At 72.4% G+C, this 24,949-nt stretch carries 23 protein-coding genes; 15 read left to right on the forward strand and 8 right to left on the reverse strand.

Annotation, left to right across the window (positions count from 1 at the left end):
- Nucleotides 1-2 precede the first annotated feature (2 nt).
- Nucleotides 3-1,274, reverse strand: coding sequence for a hypothetical protein (locus WME75_RS19165; RefSeq protein ID WP_437492859.1), 1,272 nt, complete (start codon nucleotides 1,272-1,274; stop codon nucleotides 3-5).
- A 126-nt stretch (nucleotides 1,275-1,400) separates the two neighbouring features.
- A complete protein-coding gene (locus WME75_RS19170) occupies nucleotides 1,401-1,670 on the reverse strand; it encodes a hypothetical protein (RefSeq protein WP_437492861.1) in 270 nt (89 codons plus the stop codon).
- A gap of 722 nt (nucleotides 1,671-2,392) precedes the next feature.
- Here WME75_RS19170 and WME75_RS19175 point away from each other — a divergent pair.
- Nucleotides 2,393-3,010, forward strand: a complete 618-nt coding sequence (locus WME75_RS19175; RefSeq protein ID WP_437492863.1) for a DUF47 domain-containing protein — start codon at nucleotides 2,393-2,395, stop codon at nucleotides 3,008-3,010.
- Here the strand turns inward: WME75_RS19175 and WME75_RS19180 are convergent.
- Nucleotides 2,979-3,524 carry a HAMP domain-containing protein gene (locus WME75_RS19180; RefSeq protein WP_437492865.1) on the reverse strand — a complete coding sequence of 182 codons (546 nt, stop codon included), beginning with the start codon at nucleotides 3,522-3,524 and terminating at the stop codon, nucleotides 2,979-2,981. The genes WME75_RS19175 and WME75_RS19180 overlap by 32 nt on opposite strands.
- 397 nt (nucleotides 3,525-3,921) lie before the next feature.
- Between WME75_RS19180 and WME75_RS19185 the strand changes: the two genes are divergently transcribed.
- Entirely contained in the window at nucleotides 3,922-5,310 is a 1,389-nt protein-coding gene (locus tag WME75_RS19185) for a glucuronyl esterase domain-containing protein (RefSeq protein ID WP_437492867.1), read from the forward strand.
- Nucleotides 5,311-5,461: 151 nt separating this feature from the next.
- On the opposite strand, the gene WME75_RS19190 is transcribed toward WME75_RS19185, so the two are convergent.
- Nucleotides 5,462-6,508, reverse strand: coding sequence for a helix-turn-helix transcriptional regulator (locus WME75_RS19190; RefSeq protein ID WP_437492869.1), 1,047 nt, complete (start codon nucleotides 6,506-6,508; stop codon nucleotides 5,462-5,464).
- A gap of 188 nt (nucleotides 6,509-6,696) precedes the next feature.
- Here WME75_RS19190 and WME75_RS19195 point away from each other — a divergent pair, with 188 nt between their 5' ends.
- Nucleotides 6,697-7,650, forward strand: a complete 954-nt coding sequence (locus WME75_RS19195; protein WP_437492870.1) for an SDR family oxidoreductase — start codon at nucleotides 6,697-6,699, stop codon at nucleotides 7,648-7,650.
- A gap of 81 nt (nucleotides 7,651-7,731) precedes the next feature.
- Here WME75_RS19195 and WME75_RS19200 read toward each other — a convergent pair whose 3' ends face one another.
- From WME75_RS19200 to WME75_RS19210, 3 genes are read right to left on the reverse strand one after another with little or no spacing between them, the layout of a single operon-like run.
- Complete coding sequence (locus WME75_RS19200; RefSeq protein WP_437492872.1) at nucleotides 7,732-8,169, reverse strand: 23S rRNA (pseudouridine(1915)-N(3))-methyltransferase RlmH; 438 nt, start codon at nucleotides 8,167-8,169, stop codon at nucleotides 7,732-7,734.
- An 8-nt stretch (nucleotides 8,170-8,177) separates the two neighbouring features.
- On the reverse strand, nucleotides 8,178-9,071 hold the full coding sequence (gene rsfS, locus WME75_RS19205; protein ID WP_437492874.1) for a ribosome silencing factor: 894 nt from the start codon (nucleotides 9,069-9,071) through the stop codon (nucleotides 8,178-8,180).
- 59 nt (nucleotides 9,072-9,130) lie between these two features.
- On the reverse strand, nucleotides 9,131-10,426 hold the full coding sequence (locus WME75_RS19210) for a glutamate-5-semialdehyde dehydrogenase (RefSeq protein WP_437492876.1): 1,296 nt from the start codon (nucleotides 10,424-10,426) through the stop codon (nucleotides 9,131-9,133).
- Nucleotides 10,427-10,496: 70 nt separating this feature from the next.
- On the opposite strand from WME75_RS19210, the gene WME75_RS19215 reads away from it, so the two are divergent.
- The 12 genes from WME75_RS19215 (at nucleotide 10,497) to WME75_RS19270 (ending at nucleotide 22,078) form a co-directional block, all read left to right on the forward strand.
- Nucleotides 10,497-10,880, forward strand: coding sequence for a hypothetical protein (locus WME75_RS19215; protein ID WP_437492877.1), 384 nt, complete (start codon nucleotides 10,497-10,499; stop codon nucleotides 10,878-10,880).
- The gene (locus WME75_RS19220) at nucleotides 10,877-11,179 is read left to right on the forward strand and encodes a hypothetical protein (protein ID WP_437492879.1); all 303 of its coding nucleotides are present in this window, start codon (nucleotides 10,877-10,879) and stop codon (nucleotides 11,177-11,179) included. The genes WME75_RS19215 and WME75_RS19220 overlap by 4 nt, the downstream gene beginning before the upstream one ends.
- A 78-nt stretch (nucleotides 11,180-11,257) precedes the next feature.
- Nucleotides 11,258-12,832, forward strand: a complete 1,575-nt coding sequence (guaA, locus tag WME75_RS19225; RefSeq protein ID WP_437492881.1) for a glutamine-hydrolyzing GMP synthase — start codon at nucleotides 11,258-11,260, stop codon at nucleotides 12,830-12,832.
- A 2-nt stretch (nucleotides 12,833-12,834) separates the two neighbouring features.
- Entirely contained in the window at nucleotides 12,835-13,152 is a 318-nt protein-coding gene (locus WME75_RS19230) for a PEGA domain-containing protein (RefSeq protein ID WP_437492883.1), read from the forward strand.
- A 187-nt stretch (nucleotides 13,153-13,339) separates the two neighbouring features.
- The gene (locus tag WME75_RS19235) at nucleotides 13,340-13,762 is read left to right on the forward strand and encodes a hypothetical protein (RefSeq protein WP_437492885.1); all 423 of its coding nucleotides are present in this window, start codon (nucleotides 13,340-13,342) and stop codon (nucleotides 13,760-13,762) included.
- Complete coding sequence (locus tag WME75_RS19240; protein WP_437492887.1) at nucleotides 13,759-14,715, forward strand: RNA polymerase sigma factor; 957 nt, start codon at nucleotides 13,759-13,761, stop codon at nucleotides 14,713-14,715. Before WME75_RS19235 ends, WME75_RS19240 begins: the two co-directional genes overlap by 4 nt.
- Nucleotides 14,716-15,135: 420 nt before the next feature.
- Entirely contained in the window at nucleotides 15,136-16,806 is a 1,671-nt protein-coding gene (locus WME75_RS19245) for a serine/threonine-protein kinase (RefSeq protein WP_437492889.1), read from the forward strand.
- A gap of 66 nt (nucleotides 16,807-16,872) precedes the next feature.
- Nucleotides 16,873-17,856 (forward strand): hypothetical protein, encoded by a 984-nt coding sequence (locus WME75_RS19250; protein ID WP_437492891.1) that lies wholly within the window; start codon nucleotides 16,873-16,875, stop codon nucleotides 17,854-17,856.
- A gap of 72 nt (nucleotides 17,857-17,928) precedes the next feature.
- Entirely contained in the window at nucleotides 17,929-19,302 is a 1,374-nt protein-coding gene (locus WME75_RS19255) for a 3-deoxy-7-phosphoheptulonate synthase class II (protein ID WP_437492893.1), read from the forward strand.
- Between the two features lie 349 nt (nucleotides 19,303-19,651).
- Entirely contained in the window at nucleotides 19,652-20,302 is a 651-nt protein-coding gene (locus tag WME75_RS19260) for a hypothetical protein (RefSeq protein WP_437492895.1), read from the forward strand.
- A gap of 268 nt (nucleotides 20,303-20,570) precedes the next feature.
- Complete coding sequence (locus WME75_RS19265) at nucleotides 20,571-20,954, forward strand: ribosome-binding factor A (RefSeq protein WP_437492896.1); 384 nt, start codon at nucleotides 20,571-20,573, stop codon at nucleotides 20,952-20,954.
- Complete coding sequence (locus WME75_RS19270) at nucleotides 20,951-22,078, forward strand: RtcB family protein (protein WP_437492898.1); 1,128 nt, start codon at nucleotides 20,951-20,953, stop codon at nucleotides 22,076-22,078. The genes WME75_RS19265 and WME75_RS19270 overlap by 4 nt, the downstream gene beginning before the upstream one ends.
- A gap of 9 nt (nucleotides 22,079-22,087) precedes the next feature.
- Here the strand turns inward: WME75_RS19270 and WME75_RS19275 are convergent, their stop codons facing one another.
- Entirely contained in the window at nucleotides 22,088-24,697 is a 2,610-nt protein-coding gene (locus tag WME75_RS19275; protein ID WP_437492900.1) for a S8 family serine peptidase, read from the reverse strand.
- Nucleotides 24,698-24,949 lie beyond the last annotated feature (252 nt).

The following is a 24,949-nucleotide window of genomic DNA, read 5'->3' on the forward strand; positions in this document are numbered from 1 at the left end:
GATCAGCCGAGGAAGATGGCCATGGCGAGGCGCTTCATGACGAGGCTCGCGGACATGTCCATGCCGATGACGGCCGAGTCCGAGTCCCCCATGGTGACCTCGAACTTGTAGCCCACGCGGATGTCGTTGATGGCCTTGGCGACGTTGAGGTCGAGGATGAGCGGCGCGATGCGCATGCCGGTGATGCCGGCCGCCGAGATGTCGATCCCGAGCTTCTTGAGGCCGAGGAACAGGTCGAGCGCGGCGCCGATCTGGATGCTCTCGCTGGGGCCGAGGAGGAAGCTGAAGTCGTTTCCGATCTGCATGGACGACGACGTGCCGATCTGCTCGCTGACCGTGTTACCGATGGTGCTCTCGTTGATGATACCCGCGATGGTCTCGCTGGAGATCGCCCCCGCGACCGTCGACTCGTGGATCGTGGGGACGGGCTTGGCCGCGGAGCCGGTCTGCGAGTCGATGCTGTCGGCCCATGTCTTCTCGGTGATCGTGGGGATGGGCACCTTCTCGGAGCCGGTCTGCGAGTCGATGCTCTGGGCCCACGTCTTCTCGATCAACACCGGGTTTTCACGGGTGACGGTGAAGTCGTTGAGCGGGCTCGGGTTCGTCTCCGGGGCGAGGCTGCCCGGGCTCTCGGTGCCGGTGATGCTCTCCTTGAGAGGACCGTAGAACTCCTCCTTGACCTCGCCGTTGTAGATCGCGTGCACATCCCCCTTCTCGGTCTTCTCGTGGACCTTCCACGTGCCGCGGCTCTCGACCCACGTGATCTCGGTCACGGCGCCGGGGGTGACGCGCCAGTCCTGGACGTGACCGCCCCCCGATTCGTACGACGTCGTGCCGCCCGTGGCGCCGTCGACGGTGGTCGGATCACCGGTCACCGGGTATCGACCGAGCACAACCATCTTGTAGTTGCCGCGGATCACTTCGATCTTGTCGCCACGGGTGGTGGAGATGCGATTTCCGTCCGAGTGGTCGAGCCATCCGCCGCGGGTGTGCAGCTTGGCGCTCTCGGCCTGGCGGTCCGCGACCGCGTGGGCGGCAGGGTCGCGCGGGCGCGTGTCATCGACGAAATCGTGGACGAGCTTGGCGAGATCGTCGCCGGGCTCGGCGACGATCTGCGGCGGGTCGGAGCCCGGAGCGGTGGGCACGGCCCCGAGGCGGATGTAGCTCGACAGCTGGCGCGACGCGATCGTGTCCCCGAGCAGGCTCTCGGTGCCGAAATTCGGAACCACGACGCGAAAGTACTTGCCATTCGACTGGATGTCGTCTCCGCTCATCTCTGGCTCCGTTCGCGTGCCGGGTGAACCGGGTGGAAGGCGCGATGATGCGGGCGCGGCGCGCGCACCGTCAAGGGCACATTCGCTCGCGTGCATCCAGACGGCTCCGAGCGCGGCCAGCGCGGATCAGGGGCAACGCGGGACCACGTGGTCCGGGCCCGAGTCCTCGAGGAGCACGGTGATGGCCGCGTCATCGATGCTCAGGACCTCGATCGTGCCCTCGGTGAGGCGCCGCTCCCCTCCCCCGCCGTTGCCCATCCCTTCGGCGAGGATCTGGAGATCCATCGAGCAGCCGCCCACGATCAGCGAAGTCGCCGCAAGCGAAGCGAGAATGAAGAGGTCCGCGGCGCGCCACGGGAGCGAGGCGCGCGAGGAGAAGCGTTTCAAATTCTCCATCGAAAGGACCGCATCCGGCGGTGACTGGGTACGTGGAGATATCGGCTCGTCTTTTGGGCTGTATTCGCGAGGCCGAGCGACTCGAGCCTGCCGCGGTACGCCGAGCCGGGGAACCGCTCGAGCAGGCTTGCGGCGCGGGCGCGCGCCTCGGCCGCGCGGCCGAGGGCGAGCAGGGCGCGGATGGCGATGAGCTCGCGCTCCTGACCGAGCGCGCCGGCGGGGAAGCGCCGCGCATGTTCACCCGTGAGCGCGAGGGCCGAACCCGGGTCGGCGGCGAGCGCCTCCTGCGCGCGCTGGAGCAGCTGGACCTAGGTCTCCTCCACGACCGGCGCCGTCCACCCGGAGCCCGTCGTGACCTCGGGCTCGCCGCGTGCTACGCGCCGGCTGGCGTGGCCGGCGCCGAGCGCGCCGTCGCCGGGTGCGGTACGTCCCGTGGGGCCCGGCCTACTTTTCGAACCGCGAGGTCGTCCGCGCCGTGGCCCGGATCGTCGGGAGGAGCCGCTCCGGGACCGGGGACTCGTACTCGTGGTGCTCAAAAATGCTTTCCAGAGCGGAAACGGGGGCGCGACCGGTGCGGCGCATCGTCAACGTGCCTGATCGCAAGAACCGGAGGTGGACCGCGCCAGAGGCGGAGGCGACTCCCACGTTTTACATTTATTCACGAGATGTCTTGTTCGTCTGCCCGCATTGACGAGCCCGGCGACGCCGGAGTATCACACGGCATGGGATTGACCCAGGACGCCTTCTTCTTCGACGCCCTCGCCGAGCACGCCCAGAAGAGCGTCATCGCGAGCAAGCTCCTCCTGGACATGCTCGACCGGCTGGAGGACGCCCGGACCATCGCCACGAAGATCAAGGAGATCGAGCACGAGGGGGACCGGATCACGCACCGCTGCCTCGCCGCGCTGCACAAGACCTGGATCACCCCCCTCGATCGCGAGGAGATCCACGCGCTGATCACCCGGCTCGACGACGTGCTCGATTGCATCGAGGCCGCCAGCGAGCGAATCGTCCTCTTCGAGATCGAGACTGCGATGGCGGAGGCGCGCCCCCTCGCGGAGTCGGTGGTGGCGGCGTGCGTCACCATGAGCGCGGCCACGAGCTCGCTCCGCGACGTGAAGGACGGCGCCCGGCTGCTCGAGCTCTGCGTCGAGATCAACCGCCATGAGAACGCCGCCGACACGCACTACCGCGGGGCGCTGGCGGCGCTCTTCAAGCAGGGCACCGACCCGCTGCTCGTGCTGAAGTGGCGTGACATCTACGATCAGCTCGAGAACGCCAGCGACCGCTGCGAGGACGTCGCCAACATCATCGAGGGCGTGGTGCTCGAGCACGCCTGACGACGTACGTCATGCGCAGCACACGCGCGCGCGTCCCCTCGTTCGGGGCGCTCACGACTTGATCCGGCCCCCGTGGGCGTCGACGATCCTCTTCGCCAGCGCCGGGCCGAGCCCCATGCCGCCGGTCGCGCGGGTGCGGCTCCTGTCGGCGCGGAAGGAGGGGCGGAGGCAGCTCCTTCTCGGCGCGGTGCAGCGCGACCAGGCGATCGGCCATCTCGTCGAAGGAGCGCGCAAGATCGCCGATCTCGTCCTGCCGCGCGATCGCCGAGCGCGCCTCGATCCGGCCCGCGCCGAGGGCCCGGGCCACCGCGCGCAGGCGCTCGATGGGGTGCGCCACGGCTCGGGCGCGCGGCCTGCTCGGCGTTGAGCAGGCGCGCGCGGGCGCTTCGGGTCGTCCTCGAGGCGGGCGCCACGACGGCCTGAAGGGTGCCGGGTGGCAGCTGATCACCAGGCGATGCTGTCTCAACGGCGGCGGCGACACGAATTCCAGCAGCGATGCGATCGATTTCTGCACGAGCGACGAGCCAGACCGGGGAGATGGCTGAGAAGCAAACTGAACCGGTTAAGTTTTTATTTCTTGCGCGCGCCGGGCCTGTGTACGGCTCCCAGGGGCGCGGGCGCCCGTGCCTCGAGGAGATGGCGTTGAGGGCCGTGGAGTTAAGAAATTCGCGCCATACCGCCAGAGTTCCCTTCGACCGAGAATTTCCCTGCCCAACGATTTTACTCTTCCAGTGGGATCAGCTTCACCGCTCATGGGAATTCATCACGTCGAAGGTGCCCGCTCGTGCCGCAGCGCGGCCCTGTTACTCCATCGTGTCGCTCGGAGTCGCTGCGAAGTGACTGGCTCCGAGCATGCCGATGGTTCGTCAGAAGCGGGTCCTATGACCAGTTCCTGGAAAGGTTGCTGAACCATGATGCATCGCGCGATCGTCGGTTGTCTTCTCCTCGTTCCTCTCGCCGCGTGTTCGAGCTCGACGTCCGGTGGGTCGGACAACACCGGCGGTTCTGGCGGCGCGGGCGGCTCTGAGCAGGTAGGCGTCTCGAGCGGAACCGGCGAGCCTCCTGCGGGCTCCACGACGGGCGGTGGTTCCACGGCCACGAGCGGCACATCTGCGGGGAGCGGCGGCCCGGCGGCCAGCAGCGGCTCCGGGGGGAGCGGCGGCTCGTCCGGGGAGGGCTGCTCGCGGGACATCCAGATCCCGACCATGGCCGAGCTGGAGGAGAATCCGAAGATGCCGGATCCGTTCACTTTCCTCGACGGCACCAGGGTGACCTCGAAGGCCGACTGGGCTTGCCGCAGGAAGGAGATCAGCCTGCTCGCCCAGGAGTTCATCTATGGCAAAAACCCTGGACCCCCCGAGTCCATCGAGGCCACCTACAGCGGGGGGAAATTGAACATCACCGTTTCGAACGGCGGGAGATCGATCGAGCTCTCGGTGAACATCAAAGCGGCCAGCGGTGGAGGCGGCGGGCCCACTCCGGCGATCTTCAGCATCGGCGCATCGGCGCCCGCCGGCGTGGCGACCATCGACTATGGGAGCGTCGGTGAGACGCTCGCGAAGTCGACCGGGAGCCAGGGTCGCCGCGCGCCTTCGGGGTTGTTCTACGATCTCTACCCCGACTACAGGTCGACCGGCTCGCTCATGGCGTGGGCCTGGGGGGCCAGCCGCGTCATCGATGCCCTGGAAAAGACGACGGGGCACAACATCGATACGACGAAGCTCTCCGCGCTCGGCTGCTCGCGGAACGGCAAGGAAGCCGGGATCATCGGCCTGTTCGACGAGCGGATCGCCCTGGTCGCAGCGCAATCGCCCGGCTCCGGGTTGGCGAGCGGCTGGCGCCCCGCCGAGGCGGAGAAGAGCGCCGGGGCGAACGTCCAGACCGCCTCCCAGATCTATGGTGAAGAGAACTGGATGGGCGACGCCTTCGAGGCGTTCGGCAACAGAAATGTGAACAAGCTGCCCATCGACCAGCACGAGGTGCTCGCGCTGGCCTGGCCGAGGCCGCTCATCATCATGGAGGGTACGAACGACGGGTGGAACTGCCCGAAATGCGTCTACACGACGATGAAGTACACCCAGCTGATCTACGAGGCGCTGGGCGCCAAGGACTACCTGGGCTTCCCCCACCCGAACCATGGCCACTGCGCGCAGGCGGGGACCTTCGCGACGGAGTACTACAGCGCGTTCGTCAACCGGTTCCTCAAGGGAGAATCCGTGAGCACGGCTGACCTGTTCACGGACAGCTTCACCTTCGACGCGGCCAAGTGGCAGGACGGCGATATCCCCACGCTGGACTAGGTCGGGTCCTGCCTCGGGCCTGAACGCCGAGGCCGTCAGCTCCTGGCATCCCGGGCTGGCACGGCACCCTGGGCGTGCTGATCAACCTCTGCATGTAGCTCCGCCCGCAGCGACGCCCGCTGGCGCTCCGCTCCCGCCCCCGCGCCGATCGCTACGAGGCCGCCTTCCGCCGGCCTCGTCTCCGCCGGGGCGCCGCCGCCGCCCCGGCGTTCGACCGCGCCGCGTCGCGCGCCCCGTACACCGCGCCGAGGTCCGCCACGATCGCCTCGAGCCGCGCCCGCAGCGCCGCCGGCTCGACCACCTCGACGCCCCGGCCCAGCCCCACGACCTGCGAGACCGCGATCGACTCCCGCTCGAAGTCGACCGTCACGGTCCTCGCCCCGTCGCGCCCGCACCTCTCCTGCCCCCACCGCTCGTGCTCGCCGCTGGGCCGGATCCGCCGGAGCGCCGCTTCCCCCTCCTCGGTCACGCGCAACGTCGCCACGTAGCTCGCCCTGCGCTCCGCGAAGCGCTGGCACCACGCCGTCCAGCACCCCGCCAGATCGAACCCCTCCGGCCGCGCAAACCCCTCGTCCAGGAGCCGGGCCCCCTCGACGCGCGCCCCACGGAACACGCTCGGCCCCCGCTCCGTCCCGGCGACGAGGTACCAGCGGTCGGCCTTGATCACGAGCCCGTACGGGTCGACCACCCGCTCGCTCGCCACCCCGTCGAAATCCCGGTACGCGAGCCACACCTTGCGGTCCTGCCAGACCCCCTCCCGCAGGACCTCTAGGTGCGGCACCACCTCCCTCCCCTGGAACCACCCCGACGAATCGACGTGGAGCCGCTGCCGCGCGTGCTCGGCCACCGATCGCTGCACCACCGGCAGCGCCGCCGACAGCTTGATCAGCCCGCTCTGCAGCGCCGCCGACAGCCCGATGTCCGCCAGGGCCCCCGGCGCGGCGATCGCGGAGAGCGCCTGCACCTCGGGCTGCGTCAACCCCGTCAGGCTCGTCTGCCACCCTTCCAGCAGCGCGATCCCGCCGTTCGGGCCGCGGTGCGCATAGACAGGCACGCCCGCGGACGACAGCGCGTCGAGGTCCCGGTAGATCGTCCGCGCCGAGACCTGCAGGCGGCGCGCGAGCTCCTCGGCCGTCAGCTGCCGGCTCTTCGCCTGCTGGAGGAGCAAGAGCAAGCTGAGCAGCCGATCCGCGCGCATGACTGACCTTCCGTGGCCCCTGCGTGGCGCCGGAACCCGATCCGACCCGGCACCGAGGCTACGCGCAATTCATGACAGGAGGTGTCAGGAATCGTCCCGTAGCGTCCCCGGACGACCGGAGCCGCAGCGCCGCACCGCAAGGATCCCGCGCCGCCGCGAGGCCCGGGTGGTCAAGGAGGAGACAGCGTATGAGACCGCTTGAAGGACAGGTCGCCCTCGTCGCCGGCGCCACGCGCGGCGCGGGGCGTGCCATCGCGTGCGCGCTCGGCGAGGCCGGCGCGACGGTCTACTGCACCGGCCGCAGCGTCCGCGGCCGCCCCGCCACGGGGCAGCGCCCGGAGACCATCGAGGAGACCGCCGAGCTCGTGAGCGCGCGCGGAGGACGCGGCATCGCCGTGCAGGTCGACCACACCGCCGAGGAGCAGGTCGAGGCGCTCTGCGCCCGGATCCGGCGCGAGCAGAGGAGGCTCGACGTCCTGGTCAACGACGTCTGGGGCGGCGACGAGCTCACCGAGTTCGGCCAGCCGTTCTGGAGGCTCTCGCTGGTCAAGGGCAAGATCCTGCTCGAGCGGGCCGTCACCTCGCACATCATCACGAGCCGCCACGCGGTGCCGCTCATGCTCGAGCGCGACCGCGGCCTCCTCGTCGAGGTCACCGACGGCGACAACTTCGGCTACCGCGGCAACCTCTTCTACGATCTGGCGAAGATGTCGGTCATCCGCCTCGCCTTCGCCATGGCCTGGGAGCTGCGCCGCCACCCCGCGATGACGGCGCTCGCGATCACGCCCGGCTTCCTGCGCTCGGAGGCCATGCTCGACGGCTTCGGCGTGACCGAGGAGAACTGGCGCGACGCGACCGCCAGGGACCCGCACTTCATCGCCTCGGAGACCCCGTTTTACGTGGGCCGCGCCGTCGCGGCGCTCGCCGCCGACCCGAACGTCGCGGCGAAGGCCGGCCGCGTCTTCAGCTCGTGGGATCTCGCCCGGGAGTACGGCTTCACCGACGTCGACGGCCGAAAGCCCCACTGGGGCGAGTACTTCGAGGAGACCTTCGGCGAGTACAAGAAGGCCGACGAGGCCGCCTACGCGACCTGGTTCAACGGTCCGATGGACCTCGCGTCCCCCGACTGGCCCAGGGAGTGACCGGCCCGAGGGCCGCGGCGCGCGCGCGGCCCTCGTCGCCGGCGGACGCGCGGGCCGCGCGGGCCGCCCGACAACCGCGCGTCAGTGGGCGTACGGCTCGCCGCGCAGCAGCGTCATCGCGCGGTAGAGCTGCTCGATCAGCACGAGCCGCGCGAGGCGGTGCGGGAACGTGAGCGGTGACAGGCTCCACCGGTCGTCGGCCGCGGCGGACACGTCGGCCGGCAGCCCATCCGCGCCGCCGATCAGGAACGTGACCACCCCCTTGCCGCGCGAGCCCCACCGCTCCACCCCGGCCGCGAACGCCTCGCTGCCGAGCGCCTTGCCGTTCACCTCCATGGCGATGACGCTCGCCCCCGCCGACGCGCGCGCGAGCAGCGGCCCGACCTTCGCCGGCGGGCCGTCCGGGATCTCGATCTCGTCGCACGCCACGTAGCGGCGGATGCGGCCGAGGTACTCGTCCATCGCCGCGCGCAGCGGCTTGTCCTTCACCCGCCCGACGGCGGCGACGACCAGGCGCACGGGCGCGCTCAGTCCGGATCGAACCGAGGGGCGGGCTGCGCCCCCGGCGGCAGGCTCTCCTCCGGGACCGGGACGCGGCCCGCGTCGATCCAGAGGCCCTCGATGTCGTACAGGCGGCGCGTCTCCTCCTGGAACACGTGCACCACCACGTCGCCGAAATCGATCAGCACCCAGGTCGCCGCGGCGAGGCCCTCCATCGACAGCGGCGCGAGCTTCTCCTTGCGCACCGCCTCCTCCAGGCCCGTCGCGATCGCGTGGACGTGCCGGTCGGAGCGGCCGGTCATGATCACCAGGTAGTCCGCGTAGTCGACGCGCCCGACGACCTCCAGGATCTCGACGCCGATCGCCTTCTTGTCGAGCCCCGCCGCGGCCAGCGCCAGCGCGAGCTCGCGCGCCGCCGCCGACGGCTCGGGGGCCGGCGGCGGCGCGCTCCGGCGCGGGCCGGAGCGCTTCGGGCCGGCGAGCGGCGACTTGCCCCGCGCCGGCGACGGTCCCGCGAGGGGCAGCGTCGCCTTCGCGCCGCCCTCGCCGCCTCGCGCGGGCCGCGGCGCGTCGCCCTGGTCCCGCGCCGGACGCCGCGCCCGCGCCGCCGGCCGATCCGCCGGGATCGGCCGCGCCCGGCGCTCCAGCGGCTCGACCTCGTCGCCCGCGCCCGCCGCGCGGCGCACGCGCGCCGCCTTCTTCGCGGCGGCGTCCCCGACACCCGCGTGCGAGGCGCGGATCCGGGGCGACGCCGGCCGCTTCGTCTTCGCCGCGGACGACGCGCGCCCGGCCGCGCCCGCCTTGGCCGTGCTCGCCTTCTTCCGCGCCGGAGGGCGAGGCTCCGCGCTCTCGCCCGCCTTCGACCCTGACTTCGCCCGCGGCTTGGTGCTCGCCTTGCCTGCGTCCTTCTTCGTCGCCAACGTTCTCTCGCTTTCTTCTGCGCCCGCTCGGTCGCCGGGCGCCCCTCGTCTCGCCCGCGTCAGCGGGTCTGGCCGTCGCCGTATGCAATCCACTTGAGCGCCGTCAGGCTCGCGAGCCCCATCGGGCCATAGGCGTGGAGCTTCGTCGTGGAGATGCCGATCTCCGCGCCGAGACCGAGCTCGCCGCCGTCGTTGAACCGGGACGACGCGTTCACGAGCACGCAGCTCGCGTCGACCTCGCGCAGGAACCGCTGCGCGTGATCGTAGCGCGGCGTGCAGATGACCTCGGTGTGCAGCGACCCGTAGCGGCCGATGTGCTCGATCGCCTCGTCGAGCGACCGCACCACCCGCACCGCGAGGACGGGCGCGAGGAACTCCTGCCCGTAGTCGTCCTCCGAGGCCCTGCGCGCCGACGGCACGAGCGCGCAGGTGGCCTCGTCGCCGCGCAGCTCGAGCCCGCGCTCGGCGAGCGCGGCGACGCGCCCGAGCAGCGGCGCGGCGACGCTCTCGTGCACGAGCAGGCACTCGAGCGCGTTGCAGACGCCGGGGCGCTGGAGCTTGCCGTTCTCGACGAGGCGGCAGGCCATCTCGACGTCGCACCCGGCGTCGGCGTAGAGGTGGTTCACGCCCTTGTAGTGCTGGATCACGGGGACGCGCGCGTTCTCGGCCACGAACCGGATGAGCCCCTCGCCGCCGCGCGGGATGGCCAGATCGATCATGCCGGTCATGCCGAGCAGGATGCGCGTGGCCGCGCGGTCGAGCGAGGGGACGATCTGCACCGCGTCGGCCGGCAGCCCGACCGAGCGCAGCGCGTCCGAGAGCAGCGCGCCGAGCGCCGCATTCGAGCGCGACGCCTCCTTGCCGCCGCGGAGGATCGCGGCGTTGCCGCTCTTCAGGCAGAGCACCGCGGCGTCGACCGTCACGTTGGGGCGCGACTCGTAGATCATGGCGATCACGCCGAGCGGGACGCGCACCTGCCCGACGAGGAGCCCGTTCGGCCGCCGCTCCATCCCGACGACCTGCCCGACCGGATCGCTCGCGGCGGCGACCTCGAGCACCGCGCCGGCGATCGACGCGAGCCGCGCCTCGTCGAGCACGAGCCGGTCGACGAGCGCCTCGGAGAGGCCTGCGGCGCGCGCCGCGGCCACGTCCTCGGCGTTCGCGGCCAGCACGGCGGAGCGCTTGCCCTCGCCGGCCTCGGCGCGCAGCCGCTCGGCGACGGCGCGCAGCGCGCGGTCCTTCTGAGCCCGGTCCAGCGGGGCGAGGGCCCGGGCAGCCGCCCGGGCGCGCACGCAGAGGGCGCGCAGCGTGCTCTCCAGATCGACGTTGCCGAGATCGACGTTGCTCTGTTCCACAGCGGGAACCTAGCTCGCCTCCCTGCGCGGGCCAACCGTTCTCCTTCGCCTCCGTGCTAGCGTACCCGCCGTGTCCGGCGATCTCCGAAGCTCGAGCCAGGCGTCGTTCGCACCCCGCTCCCGCCCGGCCTGTCGCACGCCGCGCGCGGCGCCTGCGCGGCGCAGGGCGGCGCTCTTCGCGGGGGCGCTCCTCGCGGCGCTCGCGCCCGCGGCGTGCGGCGGCGCGGACGCCGCCGAGGACGCGCCCGCCCCGCCGAGCACGGGCATCCCGCTCGCGGCGCCGAACGCGCGCGGCGCGCCGCTCGAGGCGGCGCCGCCGGCACCCTCCATCCCCTCCTCGCCGTTCGCCGATCCGGAGGGCCTCCAGATACCGCCCGATCCGTTCCGTGTTCCCGAAATACCGCCGGATCCAGCTCCTTCCGGGAACGCCGGGGGGAGCGGAGTGGAGCTATGAAACGCCCTCACCACGCCTCGCAGATCGCCGCGATCGCCGCGGCCTTCGCCGCGCTCCTCGCCGCGGCGTGCTCGTCTTCCGCACCCAGGCCGCTCCCGGCCGGTCCGCCGCCCGAGTACGAGCGCCCGCGCGCGTTCGACGGTGGCGCGCCCGCCGACGGCGCGCCGGCGACGCCCGTTGCTCCGCCGGACGAGCCGGCGGCGACGCCGGGCGCGCCGCTGCTCGCCCCGTCACCGGCCGCGCCGCCGACGGGCGCGCCGCCGCCGCCCACCCCGCCGCCGCCGCCCACGCAGCCGTGATGCCGGCGCGGCGGGCGAGCGCGCGTTCAGCGCCTCGCAGCGCCTCGCCCGTCCGACTCTGGCGGATCCAGCCCCGCCATGCTAGCGGCAGCCATGCTCTCACCCCGGCGGGACTTCGTCGTCATCCTCGATTTCGGCTCTCAGTACACGCAGCTCATCGCCCGGCGCGTGCGCGAGTCTGGCGTCTACTGCGAGATCCACCGCTTCGATGTGCCCGTCGCCGAGCTGCGCCGGCTCGCCCCGCGCGCGCTCATCCTCTCCGGCGGCCCCGCCAGCGTGTATGGAGACAACGCGCCCCACTGCTCCCGCGAGGTGCTGGAGCTCGGCGTCCCGACGCTGGGCATCTGCTACGGGCTCCAGCTGATGGCGCACCACCTCGGCGGCAAGGTCGAGCGCGCGCACACGGGCGGCGAGTACGGCCCCGCCACGGTGCGGGTCGAGCGCTCGGCGGGCATCTTCTCCCGCCTCGCCGAGGGCGACTCCATCGACGTCTGGATGAGCCACGGCGATCGCCTCACGGCGATGCCCGAGGGGTTCGTCGCGCTCGGCACCACGGCCGGCAGCCCGCTCTGCGCCGTCGCCCGCGAGCGCGACAAGCTCTACGGCCTCCAGTTCCACCCCGAGGTCGTCCACACCCCGCGCGGCAAGGAGATCCTCCACGCCTTCCTCTTCGACGTCGCCGGCCTCTCCCCGACCTGGACGCCCGCGTCGTTCGTGGAGGAGGCGATCGCCGCGGTCCGCGAGAAGGCCGGCCAGCACGATCGCGTCATCCTGGGCCTCTCGGGCGGCGTCGACTCCTCGGTCGCCGCGGTCCTCTGCCAGCGCGCCCTCGGCGACCGGCTGACGTGCATCTTCGTCGACAACGGCCTCCTGCGCGAGGGCGAGGCCGAGGCCGTCGAGCGCACGTTCCGCGACCACTTCCACATGAACCTCGACGCCGTCAACGCGTCGGCGCGGTTCCTCGAGGGGCTGCGCGGCGTCGTGGATCCCGAGCAGAAGCGCAAGGTGATCGGCCGCCTCTTCATCGAGGTCTTCGAGGAGGAGGCGAAGCGCGTCCAGGGCGCGAAGTGGCTCGTCCAGGGCACCCTCTACCCCGACGTGATCGAGAGCGTCTCGTTCAAGGGGCCGAGCGCCGTCATCAAGAGCCACCACAACGTCGGCGGCCTGCCCGAGCGGATGAACCTTGGCCTGATCGAGCCGCTGCGGGAGCTCTTCAAGGACGAGGTGCGGGCCGCCGGCGAGGCGCTCGGCATGCCGCGCGAGATCCTCTACCGCCAGCCGTTCCCCGGCCCGGGCCTCGCGGTGCGTTGCCTCGGCGAGGTGACGCCGGAGAAGCTCCGCGTGCTCAGGGAGGCCGACACGATCTTCGACCAGGAGATCCGCGCCGCCGGGCTCTACGAGTCGCTCTGGCAGAGCTTCTGCGTGCTCCTCCCGGTCCGCTCGGTGGGCGTGATGGGCGACGAGCGCACCTACGACGAGGCGATCGCGCTCCGCGCGGTGCACTCGACCGACGGCATGACCGCCGACTGGGCGCGGCTGCCCTACGACCTCATCGCGCGCGCGAGCTCGCGCATCATCAACGAGGTGCGCGGCGTGAACCGCGTGGTGCTCGACGTGTCGTCGAAGCCGCCCTCGACCATCGAGTGGGAGTGACGATGGCCGCCGGGAACACGAGGCGGACGCGCGTCGCTCTGGCGCTCGTCCTGCTCGGACTCTCCTCGTGCGTCGCGCGGACCCCGGCGACGGTCTCGCTGCGGATGAAGGGGAACATGCCCGACGCGTCGGTCACGATCGACGACCAGTACATCGGCGCGCTCGCCTACGTCGCCGCCCACGGCGTCGCGCTGCCGCCCGGCACGCACCGCATCACCGTGGAGAAGGCCGGCTACTTCACCTGGGATCGCCTCGTCGAGGCAAGGAATGGCGCCCAGCCAATCCACCTCCAGGTGCAGCTGACGCCCGTGCCGGATTGACGATCTCGCGGACGGACACCGGCCGGTCCATCCCGCCGTCATCGCCACCACCGCCCGCCGCTCCACTGCCTCGCGGGCGCGCGACAGCACAAGACGAAATCATCTCCGGGCGCTCTCCGTAATCCAGGGAGATGGATGCGCGCAGCACGCATTCATCGTCAACCCCAGGCTGATGATGGACAGGAACATGCCGAATCGGAGCCCTCCGAAGGCGCTGTCGTGCGCGTCTTCCACGAAGAACATGGCCCGGCGCGCCCGCCGGTGCGCCACCCTCGATGTGTGCGGTCCGGGGAGCTGTCGCCCGGGAGGCCGCCTGTTTCATGCCCTGTGCGATCTCGCCGATCGCTTCCTGCAGCGCCGGGGAGATCCGCGGGCGATGCAGCTCGGCACCGTGTTGTTCTATGTCGCCTTCCACAGCGCTCGAGCGGCCGAGGACGACGACTTCCGCCTCTCTCTCCGGACCTCCCTCGACATGCTCGTCGAGCTCGAGCCGATCGAGCGCTGGCTCCGCCCGCCGTCGGCGTTCGATCCATCCGCCGGCCGGCCCGCGCCGCGCCCCTACCCCACCGGCGCCGGCGCGGAATTCCCGGCGGTACGGGGCGACGGATGACGCCGCCCGCCCCGCCTTCCCCGCCGGCGCGGCCGTCGTTCGAGACGGTCTATGCCGTGGGCCTTCCGTTCCTGCACCGCTCGCTCCGCTGGCTGGGCGTCGAGGCGAACGATCTCGACGACGTGCTCCAGGAGGTCTTCCTCGCGGCGCACCGGGGCCTGCCGAGCTACGAGCCGTGGCGCTATCACGCGGCGCCTGCGCCCGGGCCCCCCACGGACGGGCCGCCCCCCCTGCGCATCACGCCCGAGGCGGCGCTGCAGCGGTGGCTGTTCGGCATCGCGTGGCGAAAGACGAGCCACTATCACGCGCGCGCTCACCGGCGCCGCGAGATCCCGTCCGGGGCCGGCGCGTCCTGGCCATTCGACGGGCGCGACCCGACGCCGACGCCGGAGCAATCGCTCGCGAGCGCCGACCGCGCCGAGATCGTGACGGCGCTGCTCCTGAAGGTCGCGCCCGAGCGGCGCGTGATCCTCGTGATGTACGACCTCCTCGGCGTCGCGGTGGCCGACATCGCCCGCGAGCTCGAGCTCAAGGAGAACACGGTCCGCTCCCGCCTGCGCCTCGCCCGCGAGGACTTCCGCGCGGCGGTCGCGCGCCAGTCGTCCGAGCGCCGGAGCGCCCTGCGCGCCCTCACCGCGTCGGAGCGCCCCCACCACGCCGCGACCGCGTCCCTGCTCCGCGCCGCGCGCGCGTTTCCGCCCGTCCCCGCGCTCACCGCGCGCGCGCTCTGGCTTCGCCTCCAGCAGCGGATCGCGAGCGACCGACGTACCGACGCCAACAAGCGCGGGAAATACGCAGCGGGCGACCCTACTGACAGCTTGACGCCCCCGCACGTTTGTGTAGTCTCCGCCCCCCTCGCAGAGAAAGTCCTACGATCATGGCCAATACCCCGAAGTGGAATGTCCGTCTGCGTCACGAATGGCTCGCCACCCCGCTCAAGAAGAAGCGCCTGAAGCGCTGCCAGAAGGCGCGGATCGGCCTTCTCGACGCGGAGAAGCGCAAGGCTGCCAAGCAGAAGCCGGCCCCGGCGGAGCAGTCCACGGGCTGACCATCCGACCACCGTGCGGCGATAACCGGACCGGCCGCGCCAACGCCTCGACATCGCGTGCCGATCACGGTCCGGCATGTCGGCGCCCTCGCGCGGCGCGATCCATGGTAGCGTCGCTGTGCGGTGTTCGCCCGCGCGTTGGCGACGAATCGTCGGTCCCCGCCTCCGGCGAGGATCGACCCGGATCCATGGGAGCGAGGCCCTGAGCGTGTCGGATTCGAGCTTTTCGCCCGGTCGCTCGGGCAGCCCTGCCGTACCCTCATCCCGCTCGGCCGGAGGCGCGCCCTCATCGGCGTCCGAGGAGGGCGATGGACCCACCCGCGTCATGAGCGACACGGAGCGGCAAGCCGCTCTGGCCGCCGTCCGCGCAGCGCAGGCCCAGGCCGCCGCGGCTGCATCCCCCTCCACGACCGCGGAGACGGTCCGTCCTCCTCCTCCTCCCGCGGGGAACGCGGCGGAAGACGACCTGGCCCCGGTGACGGTGCGACCGCATGCCGTCTCCATGGGGCCCGCGGCGGCGGCGCACTACGCGACCGCCGACACGGTCCGTCCACCGCCTCCCTCCCCGTCGGGCGAGCCGTCGGTCGAGGCGGACCCGCTCGTCGGCACCACCGTGGCGGGCGCGTACCGCATCATCCGCCTCCTCGGAGAGGGCGGCATGGGCCGCGTCTACGAGACGCACCACACCCGCATCCCGGGCAAGCGCTTCGCCCTGAAGACGCTCCACCCCGACCTCGCCCAGCACGCCACCGTCCTCGCGCGGTTCCAGCGCGAGGCCGAGGCGGCGGCGTCGGTCCGGAGCCCGCACATCGTCGAGATCTTCGACGTGAACCGGCTGGACGACGGCCGGCCGTGCATCGTCGCCGAGTACCTGGACGGCCAGGGGCTCGGCGAGCTCCTCGCGGCGTCCGGGGGACGGTTGCCGGTCGGCGCGGCGGTGCGGCTCGCGCGCGAGGTCTGCGACGGCATCGCGGCCGCGCACGCCGCGGGCGTCGTGCACCGGGACATCAAGCCAGAGAACATCTTCCTGACGGGCGACCCTGCGTGTCCCACCGTGAAGGTCCTCGATTTCGGCATCTCGAAGACCTCCGCGCCGTCCGCGCTCACGAGGACCGGCATGGTGCTCGGAACGCCGGCCTACATGGCCCCGGAGCAGGCGAAGGGGGACGAGATCGACGCCCGGGCCGACATCTACGCCGTCGGCGCGGTCCTCTACCACGCGCTGACCGGGCAGCGCCCCTTCGAGCGCAGCGACCCGACGGCGATGCTGCTCGCCGTCATGACCGAGGAGCCGCCGGGGCTGCGGACGCTGAACCCGGAGATCCCGCCGGCCCTGGAGCTCGTCGTCCAGCGCGCCATGGCGAAGGAGAAGGAGGCGCGCCACGCCTCGATGAGCGAGCTCGCCGGCGCGCTCGCGCCGTTCGAGGAGGCGACCCCGCCCGGGGGCCCGTCCAGCGCGCGCGCGTCGCTCGCGCGCTCGTCCGTGGTGCTCGGGAAGCCGTATACGCTCTCGCACGCCTTCGGTCTGCCCGGCTCGGCCGCGTCCGAGGCGTACCTGATGCGGCAGATGGTCTTCCTCTCGGCGAGCCTGGGCCTCGGGTGGCTCGGCGCCGGCCTCGTCAGCTGCCTTGCCGGCCTCGCGCGCGCGGCGCGGAGCGACGCCGCCGCGCTATCGAGCCAGGGCGCCACGCTGCTCACGCTCGGGATCCTGTGCGCCCTGTTCGGCGTCGGGCTGCTCGGCGGCTTCTACGTCTTCCGCCACATCTGGCGCGACGACACGAGGCTCAGCACGCTCGCGCCGCGACTCACGACGCCCGTCGTGCTCGCCCTCGTGGCCTACGGGGTCGCGTCGCTGCTGGTGCGGCTGCTCGAGGCCGTGTTCCTGCAGCGCGCCATCGGCATCGCGTGGCCGGTCTGGGACGCGCTGCTCTTCCTGATCAGCGTGGGCGCCGCGCTCGCGGCCGCCCTGTTCCAGTGGCGAGCGCAGCGGCGATGAGCCCGCGGCCGGGCTGCGCGACGCCGCCCATGGGCCTCGGCCAGCGCCTGTGTTAGGGGAGCGAGCATGGCACCGCAGGCACCCGGGACGAGCGCCAGCCGGGCCAGCCCCCCCGACCGGCCGGGCTCGCTCCCCGGGACAACCACCGTGCTCGCCGCGGGCGGCAGCGCCCCGGGATCGCGCGCCGCCCTGCTGACGCGGGCGCCGGCCGCGGCGCAGTGGCTTGTCGCCGGCGCGGTCGCCCTCGTGGCCGTCGTGCTCGCCGCCGCCCTGCTGCGCGGCGGCGACTCGCTCGAGCGGCTCGAGGCGGCCGCGAGCGCCGAGCGCGCGGCGCCCGCGGCCTCGACGCTCCGGCGTCCAGTGGTCCCGCGGCCGAGCGATGCGGTCCCCGCCGACGAGCTCGCCGCTGCGACCGCGGGCGGCGTGCTCCCGCTCGAGGCGCTCGCCGCGCGCTACCCCAAGGATCCGGCGATCTTCCGCGCCCTCATGCTGCGCTACGCCCTCCCGCCGTCCTACCACGCCGCCGCGCTCGCCGCGGCGAAGCGGCTCCTGGAGCTCGATCGGGGGGCGGCGTCGGACGATGACGTGAAGCGCGTCGTCTCGAGCGCCGCCGGCGGACTTCCCGATGAGGCGTCGGCCGCGCTCGAGTTGATGGCGAGCAGCATGGGGAGCCACGGGGCGGATCTCCTTTACGAGCTCTCGGTGGGCACCCCTGCGCTGAAGGAGCGCGCCGCGCGGCGGCTCGCGGAGGCCGCGGTCCTGGAGCGGGCGACGCCCGCGCTGCGCATCGCGCACGAGCTCCGCGTCGCCACCTCCTGCAAGGCGAGGCAGGCGCTCCTGGAGCGCGCGGCGGCCGACGGCGATCGGCGCGCGATCGACGTCCTCACGCCGCTCACCTCCGGCAAGAGCAAGGGGTGCGGCTTCCTGGGAATGAGCCGCTGCGCGGCGCCGTGCGCCTCGATCGCGAAGGAGATCAAGGCGACGATCCAGGCGATCGAGGCGCGCACCGGGCCATCGCCCGGGGCGGCCGACGCGCCGGCGAGCCGGTGATCGCGCCGGCGGGCCGATCCCGTTGACCGAGGGTTGCGCGGGTGGGAGCCTTGCCATATCAGGGCTCAACTCATGTACGTTCCTGCTCAATCCTGGTCGCCAGATTCATGGCGTGAGCGTCCCAACGCAGCGCCGCTCCCTTATGACGATTCCGACGCTGTCGAGGCGGTCGTCGAGAGGCTCCGGGGGCTGCCGCCGCTCGTGACCTCGTGGGAGGTCGAGCGGCTCAAAGGCCATCTGGCCCAGGCGCAGCTCGGCCACCGGTTCGTGCTGCAGGGGGGCGACTGCGCGGAGACGCTCGACGACTGCCGCCCGAACATCGTCACGAACAAGCTGAAAATCCTGCTGCAAATGTCGCTCGTGCTGGTGCACGGCGCCCGCCGGCCGGTCGTTCGCCTCGGGCGCTTCGCCGGGCAGTACGCCAAGCCGCGATCCAGCCAGGTCGAGACGCGCGACGGCGTGAGCTTGCCGAGCTATTTCGGGGATCTCATCAACCGTGCTCCCTTCGAGGCCGCCGCCCGCCGCCCGGATCCGGGCCTGATGATCGCGGGATACCAGCATGCGGGGCTCACCCTGAATTTCATCCGTTCCCTGTCGGAGGGTGGCTTCGCCGATCTGCACCACCCGGAGTACTGGGATCTGAGCTTCCTCGAGCGGGCCGATCTGCCCGGCGAGCTGCGCGAGCGTTACCAGCGGATGACCGATCAGGTCGGGGAGGCTCTCCGGTTCATGGAGGCGCTCGCCGAGGTGCCTGTCGGGGAGCTGTCGCGGGTCGAGTTCTTCACGAGCCACGAGGGGCTCAACCTGCACTACGAGTCGGCGCAGACGCGGAAGGTCGCGCGCCGTCCCGGCTACTACGACCTGACGACCCACCTGCCCTGGATCGGCGAGCGCACGCGGCAGCCTGACGGCGCGCACGTCGAGTTCTTCAGCGGGATCCAGAACCCGGTGGGCATCAAGCTCGGCCCGAAGACGCTCCCCGGCGAGCTGATCCGCCTCCTCGACCGGCTGAACCCGGCGGACGAGCCGGGCAAGATCATGCTCATCGTGCGCATGGGCGCGGGCCGCGTGCGCGAGGGGCTCCCGGCGCTCATCGAGGCGGTGCGCTCGGCAGGGCGCAAGGTGCTCTGGATGTCCGACCCGATGCACGGCAACACCCAGACGACGGCCGGCGGGATCAAGACACGAAGTTTCGAGGACATCCTCACCGAGATCGAGGCGAGCTTCGAGGTGCACGAGGCGCTCGGGTCCCACCTCGGCGGCGTCCACTTCGAGCTCACGGGCGAGGATGTCACCGAGTGCATCGGGGCGGGCCTCACGGAGTCCGATCTCGACCTGCGCTACGCGAGCCTGTGCGATCCGAGGCTGAATTACCGCCAGTCGCTGGAGATGGCCTTCCGCATCGCCCACCGCATGGCGGAGTCCTCCCGGCGCGCGAGGGGCTGAGCCCCGGCTCCGCCCACGAGCGGTGCTCGGTCAAGAAGGAGATGCGCCGCCAGGGCGCCAGTGACGCCAGGAGAGAGAATGAGAACTCTCAACTCTCCTGGCGTCCTCGGTGTCCTGGCGGCTCTTCTTTCATCGAGAGCACAGGGATTTTGTCGTGATTCCCATCGTAGCGTCAATGTCTCTCGTCGGGTTTCGCCGCAGGACGTGCTCCGCCCGCCCATCGCCGGGAGCAGGAGGCGCCTGCTGGCGATCCGTCGAGGCTACCCCAATGAATCGTCGCAGGGGGTAGCTCGCCATGCAGAACATCTCGACAGAACAGGGTGTGATCCGACAGGGGGAGGGACAGACCGTGACGGAGGGCTCGTTCGAAGGCCAGCTGCGCTGCGCCGCCGGCCCGACGCTGCTCGAGTCTTTCCTGCCAGAGGCCGACATCGTCGTGAACGAGGAAATCGTGATCATGGCGACGCCGGAGGTCACGTACGCCGCGCTGAAGAGGTTGGATTTCGCGAGGAGCCGCTCTCTCCTGCTGCGCGCGGCCCTCGCGCTCCGCGTGGCCGGAGCGCGCCGCGCCCGGAGCAGGCTCCGCCTCGCGCCGCTGCCCGCGCCCGCGCGCGTGTCGCTCCAGAACGTCGAGGACTACGGCCAGATCAAGCTCGCCGAGAAGGAAGGCTCCGAGATCGCCGTCGGCGCCATCGCGCGCCCGATGAGCACGGAGAGCCTGTACGCGAGGCGGAGCGCCGCCGAGTTCAAGGCGTTCGACTGCCCCGGGCACATCAAGGCGGCGGCCAGCTTCGTCGTGACGCCCTACGGCCAGCGCCGGACGATGCTCTCGTACGAGGTGCGGATCCGCGCGACCGACACGCGGACGCGGCGGCAGCTGTTCCTCTGGGACGCCCTGACGGCGCCGCTCACGCGGGTCATCACGCGCCGGCTGCTCGGCTACGCCGCGAAGGTCGCCGAGCGTCAGTGCGCCGCGCAGACCTATCGCCAGGCCACCTAGCTCCGCCCGCCAGAGGTCCGGCCAGGGACGGCCGGACCTCCGAGCGCCGGAGAGGCAGGCGCGCACGGCGCGCCTTGCGCGCCTGCCCTCGCTCGTGCACCCTGCGCGGCGAAGGAGGCCCGCCATGCACCCGATTGCGTCGACGAGCCTCGGTCTGACGCGCCGCTGAGCGCGCCAGCGAGGCTCACATCCCCGAGCTCATCTCGCGTGTCGCTGGAAACAGCGCGGCCGACGCGTTGGTGTGTCGCCGCGCCCTCGGGAGCATGGCATGGGCAAAGATCGATCGCGGAGCGGCGAAGGCGCGCGCTCCGTCGTGGATGCAGGTTCGTTGTTCGGTGGGACGGCGGCGCGGAAGGCGCAGCGCAAGGAGCGCCAGCTCTGCCGTCAGGTGCAGGAGGCGGTGAGCGACGCGCTCGCCGCGCTCCACGATGACGTCCTGCAGGACGTCTGGGTGGTGGAGGTGGAGCCGGCGCCCGACGCGAGCCGGCTCGCGGTGGTCGTGCAGGTCAGGCCGGGCACGCCGCCGGACGTGGCGGCGGCGCGGCTGGAGCGGGTGGCCGGCTACGTGCGCGCGGAGGTGGCGGGAGCGATCACGCGCAAGCGCGCGCCGACGCTCGCCTTCCAGGTGCTGCCGCCGGAGGGAGAGCTGTGAGCGCGCGCATCGCCGCGTGGCTCCCGGACGGCGCGGACGCGGCGCTCGACGCGCCGCTCGCGCGGCTCGCGCGCACCGAGGACGTCGCGCACATCGCGGTCATGCCCGACGCGCACGTGGCCGACGACGTGTGCGTCGGCACGGTGACCGCCACGACCCGCCGCCTCCTGCCGGCGGCGGTCGGCGGCGACATCGGGTGCGGCATGGTCGCGTTGCGGCTCCACGCGGACGCCGATCTGCTCGCGGATCGCGACCGCGCGGCGCGGCTCCTCTCGGCGCTGTACCGCCGCGTCCCGCACGTCCTGCACGCGGCCGCCAGCGCCCCGTCGCTGCCGGACGAGCTCGCCGAGGCGCGGCTCGGCGCGCCTCGGCTCGAGGCGATGAAGCGCCGCGACGGCCGGATGGAGCTCGGCACGCTCGGCCGGGGCAACCATTTCCTGGAGGTGCAGCGCGACGAGGAGGGGGCGCTGTGGCTGCTCCTCCACAGCGGCTCGCGCGCTATGGGGCCGGCGATCCGGCAGCACCACGAGGCGCTCGCGGCGCGCGATCCCTCGGGGGTTCGCTTCCTCGAGGCCGACAGCGAGGCCGGGCGCGCGTACCTCGCCGACGCGGCCTGGGCCGCGGCGTACGCGCGGGCGAGCCGCGGCCGGATGGTGGCCGCGGCCGCGGCGCTCTTCGCCGAGCTGTTCGGCGTCGAGGCCGACGCGCCGTCGCGCATGGAGGTCGATCACAACCACGTCCGGCGCGAGGAGCACGGCGGACGCGCGCTCTGGGTGCACCGCAAGGGCGCCATGGGGCTCCTCGCGGGAGATCTAGGCGTCGTGCCCGGCTCGATGGGGAGCCCGACCTTCCACGTGGAGGGGCGCGGCCACCCCGAGGCGCTCGGCTCGTCAGCGCACGGCGCCGGGCGCGCGCTGCCGCGGGGCGAGGCTCGCCGCCGGATCGGCGCGCGGCAGCTCCTGCGAGAGGCCGATGGCGTGTGGTTCGATCATCGCCTCGCCGACCAGCTGCGCGAGGAGGCGCCCTCGGCCTACAAGGACATCGGCGCGGTCATGCGGGCGCAGCGCGAGCTCGTGCGCGTCGTTCGTCGGCTCTGGCCGGTGCTCGTCTACAAGGCGCCGTGAGCGCGCCCCTCATGGCCGGTCGAGGGTGACGACAGGCGACGTCCACGTGTCCCAGTGCGCCTCGTTGCCCGGATCCCCGAGCGCCCTGAGCGCGCGGAGCTTGATCCGATAGCCCCCGTCCGGCACGACCGTCGCCCGCCCGTTCAGCTTCGTCGTGCCCTTCCACCCGTACCGCGTGAACGCGGTCGTCGACGCGCTCTGACCGACGCGCGAGAGCGAAAGCGCGCGCCCCCACGGCTTCGCGGTCGCGGCCTCGATGATGTCCAGGGTCAGACGCTCGGCGCCGTGATCGAGGTGGACCATCACGTACGGGATGTCGCCGGACGCCAGCGTGAAGGTCGCGCCGCTCCGCTGCGGGGTCATGCGCGTCCCGCTCAGCTGGCCGAGCCACGGCGCCTCCTGGCCCGACGGCTTGAGGACGGGCACGCTCTGGTAATCGCCCTTGAAGCCCGCGTACGGCACCCGCAGCGCGCCGTCGGTCGCGCCGCCCCGCGGGGTGAACACGAGGTAGCCGCCGAACAGGCTGCCGTCCGGGAGCGCGTCGCTCGCCTTGATGGTGGCGGAGACGGTCGCCTTCCCGCGGGCCGGCACGGTGACGCTCTGGGCGCCGAAGTCGACGCGCGCGGCGCCGGTCGTCGCGCTCGCCGGCCTCCAGTGATCGCGCCCGGTCGCGCACGCAGCCGGCGCGTGCGACAGGTCGTAAGTGACGTCGTGCCCGCTCGCGTTCTCGAGCGTCAGCGTGCGCGCTGCGGGGCCGGCCTCGCTCTCGCCGAGCGCGAGCTTGCCGGGGCTGATCACGGTGCTCGCGCGGATCGACCGGTCGACGCGGATCACCCCCGCCCCCTGCCGGTGCGCGCTCTCGGGCACCCCGGCGCTCAGATCGCCGCTCCACGGCGCGGGGACGGCGCTGTTCTGCAGGACGTCGCGCACGCGCGGCGCGGAGAGCTCCGGGCGCGCGTCGAGCAGGAGCGCGACGGCTCCCGCCACGTGCGGCGCCGCCATCGACGTGCCGCTGAGCGTGTCGTACGAGCCTTGCTCGACCGGGATCGTCGAGTAGATCGCCCCGCCGGGCGCGGCGAGGTCCGGCTTGAAGGAGAGCGTCGCGCTCAGGCCGTGCGAGCTGAAGCCGGAGATGAGGCCCGCGGTGCTGCTCTCCGCGGCCACGGCCCGGTCGGTCCAGCTGTGGGTCAGCGGCCCCGCGTCGAGGCGCGCGTTGAGCAGCTCGCCGTCGGCCTGCGCGATCCCCACGACAGGGATGGTGATCGAGCCGCCCGCCTCGACCGACGGGCTCATCACCCCGGCCCTGTCGTCGTAGATCACGACGCCGGCCGCGCCTGCGGCCTGCGCGCGCGCGGCCTTCTGGTGGAAGGGGCAGCCGCCGCGCCGGACGAGCGCGATCTTGCCTGCGAGGCTGCCCGCGGGGAGCTCGTCGCAGGCGTCGCGCGCGCTGGTGGGCGTCCCGGTGCGCTCCAGCGGGGCGCTCCCCGAGAGCGGCGGGGGCGGGCTCCCGACCGCGCGCGCATAGCCGATCGCCGCGCCGCCAGGCGCCACGGTGAACGACAGGCGGGTCACGCGGGTGCCGTCGACGGACGCGGTGCCGATGACCGCCTCGCCCACGCCGGGCGCGCCCGCGGCCCAGAGCCCCTTCTCGCCGCTGTTGCCGATCGACGCGACGACCACGACGCCGCGCGCGACGAGCGCGTTCGCCGCGATCGCCGTCGGGTAGTCCGGCCACTGGAACGGCGTTCCGATGCTGATGTTGACGACGTGCATCCCGTCGTCGGCGGCCCGCTCCATGGCCTTGACGATGATGTCGGAGCGCGAGCCGCCGCGGCAGCCGAACACGCGGTAGGCGCCGAAGGTCACGTCCGGCGCCACGCCCTGCACGATCCCGTTCGCCCCGATGATGCCGGCGACGTGCGTGCCGTGGCCCAGGCAATCGTCGGGGTCGCCGTCGGGCGCCGGCTGCTTGCTCGCGTCGCCGGCGACGAAGTCGTCGCCGACGAAATCGTGGCCGAACGCCACGCGGCAGCCCGGCCCGAAGCAGCCGCCGAGATCGGGGTGATGGTAGTCGACGCCGCTGTCGATCACGCCGACGCGGATGTCCGCGCCGGTCACGCCGAGGTCACGGCGCACGAGGTCCGCGCCCGACATGTCGCTCGCGACGGCGAGGTCCGGGTCGACCGAGGTCACGGCGCGCGTCGTGTCGAGCTCCACCGGCACGACGGGGTAGATGGCCTTGACCCCGGGCATCTCGGAGAGCGCGGCGGAGCCCCCGCGCGCGACGCGGACGGAGAGGCCGTTCCAGAGCTCCTCGAACGAGAATCGTACTCTGTACCGGAGCCCGCGCTCTTCGGCCGCGCGCCGGAAGCGCTCCCGCTCCTCGCCCGCGAGGCCTTTGACGCGCGCCCCCCCGCCGCTCCTCGCGGCCGGCGCGCGCTCGAGCTCCACGAACCAGAGCTCCGTCGGCTCATCCGGCGCGAACGTCGCCTCGCCCGCCTCTGCGCCGTCCGGAGGGGCGGTGTTCTGGCCCGTCGCCTCGCCTCCAGACTCTCCGCTGCACCCTGAAAGAGCGATGTAGATGGAGGCCAGACCGAACCAGCGCACACCAGCTTTCATGAGCCCTTTTCCGCGCGTGCCGATCATCGAGTCAGCTATGTTCGATGGCGCGAATCGGTCAAGCGCGAGCGGGGCGAGAACGGCTCTGGGAGCGAGCCTCACAACGTCATTATCGTAGACCCTGGAAGAGTGGCTGTTTCACGGCAGCTCTCCTTTCGGTTCGGGCATAACGAGATACGCGCCGTCGGCCTCTGTCGCCGCCGCGGGAGCGCGCCAGCCCCGGAGTCCAGGGCACCTTGCCGGTCGTCCTGG

Origin of the sequence: Sorangium sp. So ce1014, assembly GCF_051521505.1 — a bacterium.
Taxonomy (GTDB): Bacteria; Myxococcota_A; Polyangia; order Polyangiales; family Polyangiaceae; genus Sorangium.

What these genes read in the sequence shown, in the direction of transcription:
- WME75_RS19250 (WP_437492891.1), top strand. Translation starts at nt 16,873, where the DNA reads ATGGCACCGCAGGCACCCGGGACGAGCGCCAGCCGGGCCAGCCCCCCC.
- WME75_RS19275 (WP_437492900.1), bottom strand. Translation starts at nt 24,697, where the DNA reads ATGAAAGCTGGTGTGCGCTGGTTCGGTCTGGCCTCCATCTACATCGCT.
- guaA (WP_437492881.1), top strand. Translation starts at nt 11,258, where the DNA reads ATGCTAGCGGCAGCCATGCTCTCACCCCGGCGGGACTTCGTCGTCATC.
- WME75_RS19265 (WP_437492896.1), top strand. Translation starts at nt 20,571, where the DNA reads ATGGGCAAAGATCGATCGCGGAGCGGCGAAGGCGCGCGCTCCGTCGTG.
- WME75_RS19255 (WP_437492893.1), top strand. Translation starts at nt 17,929, where the DNA reads ATGTACGTTCCTGCTCAATCCTGGTCGCCAGATTCATGGCGTGAGCGT.
- WME75_RS19170 (WP_437492861.1), bottom strand. Translation starts at nt 1,670, where the DNA reads ATGGAGAATTTGAAACGCTTCTCCTCGCGCGCCTCGCTCCCGTGGCGC.
- WME75_RS19245 (WP_437492889.1), top strand. Translation starts at nt 15,136, where the DNA reads ATGAGCGACACGGAGCGGCAAGCCGCTCTGGCCGCCGTCCGCGCAGCG.
- WME75_RS19235 (WP_437492885.1), top strand. Translation starts at nt 13,340, where the DNA reads ATGCCGAATCGGAGCCCTCCGAAGGCGCTGTCGTGCGCGTCTTCCACG.
- WME75_RS19240 (WP_437492887.1), top strand. Translation starts at nt 13,759, where the DNA reads ATGACGCCGCCCGCCCCGCCTTCCCCGCCGGCGCGGCCGTCGTTCGAG.
- WME75_RS19220 (WP_437492879.1), top strand. Translation starts at nt 10,877, where the DNA reads ATGAAACGCCCTCACCACGCCTCGCAGATCGCCGCGATCGCCGCGGCC.
- WME75_RS19230 (WP_437492883.1), top strand. Translation starts at nt 12,835, where the DNA reads ATGGCCGCCGGGAACACGAGGCGGACGCGCGTCGCTCTGGCGCTCGTC.
- WME75_RS19175 (WP_437492863.1), top strand. Translation starts at nt 2,393, where the DNA reads ATGGGATTGACCCAGGACGCCTTCTTCTTCGACGCCCTCGCCGAGCAC.
- WME75_RS19185 (WP_437492867.1), top strand. Translation starts at nt 3,922, where the DNA reads ATGATGCATCGCGCGATCGTCGGTTGTCTTCTCCTCGTTCCTCTCGCC.
- WME75_RS19165 (WP_437492859.1), bottom strand. Translation starts at nt 1,274, where the DNA reads ATGAGCGGAGACGACATCCAGTCGAATGGCAAGTACTTTCGCGTCGTG.
- WME75_RS19195 (WP_437492870.1), top strand. Translation starts at nt 6,697, where the DNA reads ATGAGACCGCTTGAAGGACAGGTCGCCCTCGTCGCCGGCGCCACGCGC.
- WME75_RS19190 (WP_437492869.1), bottom strand. Translation starts at nt 6,508, where the DNA reads ATGCGCGCGGATCGGCTGCTCAGCTTGCTCTTGCTCCTCCAGCAGGCG.